The sequence below is a fragment of the Marinomonas colpomeniae genome (assembly GCF_014803385.1).
In the GTDB taxonomy this organism is placed as follows: domain Bacteria; phylum Pseudomonadota; class Gammaproteobacteria; order Pseudomonadales; family Marinomonadaceae; genus Marinomonas; species Marinomonas colpomeniae.
Genome location: NZ_JACYFC010000012.1, coordinates 2164 through 5311 on the forward strand (window position 1 = coordinate 2164; position 3148 = coordinate 5311).

Consider the following 3148-nt stretch of genomic DNA (forward strand, 5'->3'; position numbering starts at 1 on the left):
AAAACTATTTTGGGTTATATGGTCAAGTGACCAAGCGTGCACGGTGGATGCCTTGGCAGTCAGAGGCGATGAAGGACGTGGTAATCTGCGATAAGGTTCGGGGAGTCGATAAACAGACTTTGATCCGAACATTTCCGAATGGGGAAACCCACCCGCTTGCGGGTATCGTATAGTGAATACATAGCTATACGAGGCGAACCCGGGGAACTGAAACATCTAAGTACCCGGAGGAAAAGAAATCAACCGAGATTCCCTAAGTAGCGGCGAGCGAAAGGGGATTAGCCCTTAAGTTGATTTGGTGTTAGTAGAAGGCTCTGGAAAGTGCCGCAGTAAAGGGTGATAGCCCCGTATACGAAAATGCCATTTCAATGAAAACGAGTAGGACGGGACACGTGATATCCTGTCTGAATATGGGGGGACCATCCTCCAAGGCTAAATACTCCTGACTGACCGATAGTGAACCAGTACCGTGAGGGAAAGGCGAAAAGAACCCCTGTGAGGGGAGTGAAATAGATCCTGAAACCGTGTACGTACAAGCAGTGGGAGCGGACTTGTTCCGTGACTGCGTACCTTTTGTATAATGGGTCAACGACTTATTTTCAGTAGCAAGGTTAAGCATTTAGTGGAGCCGTAGGGAAACCGAGTCTTAATAGGGCGTTTAGTTGCTGGGAATAGACCCGAAACCGGGCGATCTATCCATGAGCAGGTTGAAGGTTGGGTAACACTAACTGGAGGACCGAACCCACGTACGTTGAAAAGTCCGGGGATGACTTGTGGATAGGAGTGAAAGGCTAATCAAGCTCGGAGATAGCTGGTTCTCCTCGAAAGCTATTTAGGTAGCGCCTCGTATCTCACCATTGGGGGTAGAGCACTGTTTGGGCTAGGGGGTCATCCCGACTTACCAACCCCATGCAAACTCCGAATACCAATGAGTGCAATTACGGGAGACACACGGCGGGTGCTAACGTCCGTCGTGGAAAGGGAAACAACCCAGACCGTCAGCTAAGGTCCCTAAGTTACAGTTAAGTGGGAAACGATGTGGGAAGGCTTAGACAGCTAGGAGGTTGGCTTAGAAGCAGCCATCCTTTAAAGAAAGCGTAATAGCTCACTAGTCGAGTCGGCCTGCGCGGAAGATATAACGGGGCTAAACTGTACACCGAAGCTACGGATGCTTAATTTATTAGGCATGGTAGAGGAGCGTTCTGTAAGCCGTTGAAGGTCAAGCTGTAAGGCAGGCTGGAGGTATCAGAAGTGCGAATGTTGACATGAGTAACGATAAGGGGAGTGAAAAACTCCCCCGCCGGAAGACCAAGGTTTCCTGTCCCATGTTAATCAGGGCAGGGTGAGTCGGCCCCTAAGGCGAGGCAGAAATGCGTAGTCGATGGGAAACAGGTTAATATTCCTGTACTCGTACATATTGCGATGGAGAGACGGAGAAGGCTAGGCCAGCACAGCGATGGTTGTCTGTGTTTAAGGCGGTAGGTTGAGGGATTAGGCAAATCCGGTCCCTCTTAAGACCGAGAACTGACGACGAGCCCTCTTTTGGGTGAAGTGGTTGATGCCATGCTTCCAGGAAAAACTTCTAAGCTTCAGATATGATCGAACCGTACCCCAAACCGACACAGGTGGTCAGGTAGAGAATACCAAGGCGCTTGAGAGAACTCGGGTGAAGGAACTAGGCAAAATGGTACCGTAACTTCGGGAGAAGGTACGCCGGTTAGTGTGAAGGACTTGCTCCGTAAGCATTGATCGGTCGAAGATACCAGGTGGCTGCGACTGTTTATTAAAAACACAGCACTCTGCAAACACGAAAGTGGACGTATAGGGTGTGACGCCTGCCCGGTGCTTGAAGGTTAATTGATGGGGTTAGCATTAGCGAAGCTCTTGATCGAAGCCCAAGTAAACGGCGGCCGTAACTATAACGGTCCTAAGGTAGCGAAATTCCTTGTCGGGTAAGTTCCGACCTGCACGAATGGCGTAACGATGGCCACACTGTCTCCACCCGAGACTCAGTGAAATTGAAATCGCAGTGAAGATGCTGTGTATCCGCGGCTAGACGGAAAGACCCCGTGAACCTTTACTATAGCTTCACAGTGAACTTTGAACCTATTTGTGTAGGATAGGTGGGAGGCTTTGAAGATGGGACGCTAGTCTCATTGGAGCCAATCTTGAAATACCACCCTGGTATGTTTGAGGTTCTAACTCAGGTCCATTATCTGGATCGAGGACACTGTGTGGTGGGTAGTTTGACTGGGGCGGTCTCCTCCCAAAGAGTAACGGAGGAGCACGAAGGTGTGCTCAGCATGGTCGGAAATCATGCATAGAGTGTAAAGGCAAAAGCACGCTTAACTGCGAGACAGACACGTCGAGCAGGTACGAAAGTAGGTCTTAGTGATCCGGTGGTTCTGTATGGAAGGGCCATCGCTCAACGGATAAAAGGTACTCCGGGGATAACAGGCTGATACCGCCCAAGAGTTCACATCGACGGCGGTGTTTGGCACCTCGATGTCGGCTCATCACATCCTGGGGCTGAAGCCGGTCCCAAGGGTATGGCTGTTCGCCATTTAAAGTGGTACGCGAGCTGGGTTTAGAACGTCGTGAGACAGTTCGGTCCCTATCTGCCGTGGACGTTTGAGATTTGAGAGGAGCTGCTCCTAGTACGAGAGGACCGGAGTGGACGAACCTCTGGTGTTCCGGTTGTCACGCCAGTGGCATTGCCGGGTAGCTACGTTCGGACGGGATAACCGCTGAAAGCATCTAAGCGGGAAGCCTCCCTCAAGATAAGATCTCACTGGGACATAAGTCCCCTAAAGAGCCGTTCGAGACTAGGACGTTGATAGGTTGGGTGTGTAAGTGCTGTGAGGCATTGAGCTAACCAATACTAATTGCTCGTGAGGCTTGACCATATAACACCAAAGTGGTTTTAGATGGATATGAAGAGAGAATGAGAAAACTCTGAATAGATCATCAAAGATGACAGAGACACAGATTACGATATAAACCAACACTGGTTTAACCTTGATTACCGTTATTTCAAAAGAATTGTTAAAGATCCAAGCATGTCTTCGCGTGTTTTGGTAAGCGAACTGAAAAGTAAGCTGCTAGAACGAACGCAACAGAATTGCTTGACGATCATAGAGGCGTTGAA

1 rRNA gene is annotated in these 3148 nt (G+C 49.6%); it reads left to right on the forward strand.

The features are described 5' to 3' along the window. The first annotated feature begins 20 nt into the window (after nt 1–20). Nucleotides 21–2906 (forward strand): 23S ribosomal RNA (locus tag IF202_RS17290). Nucleotides 2907–3148 lie beyond the last annotated feature (242 nt).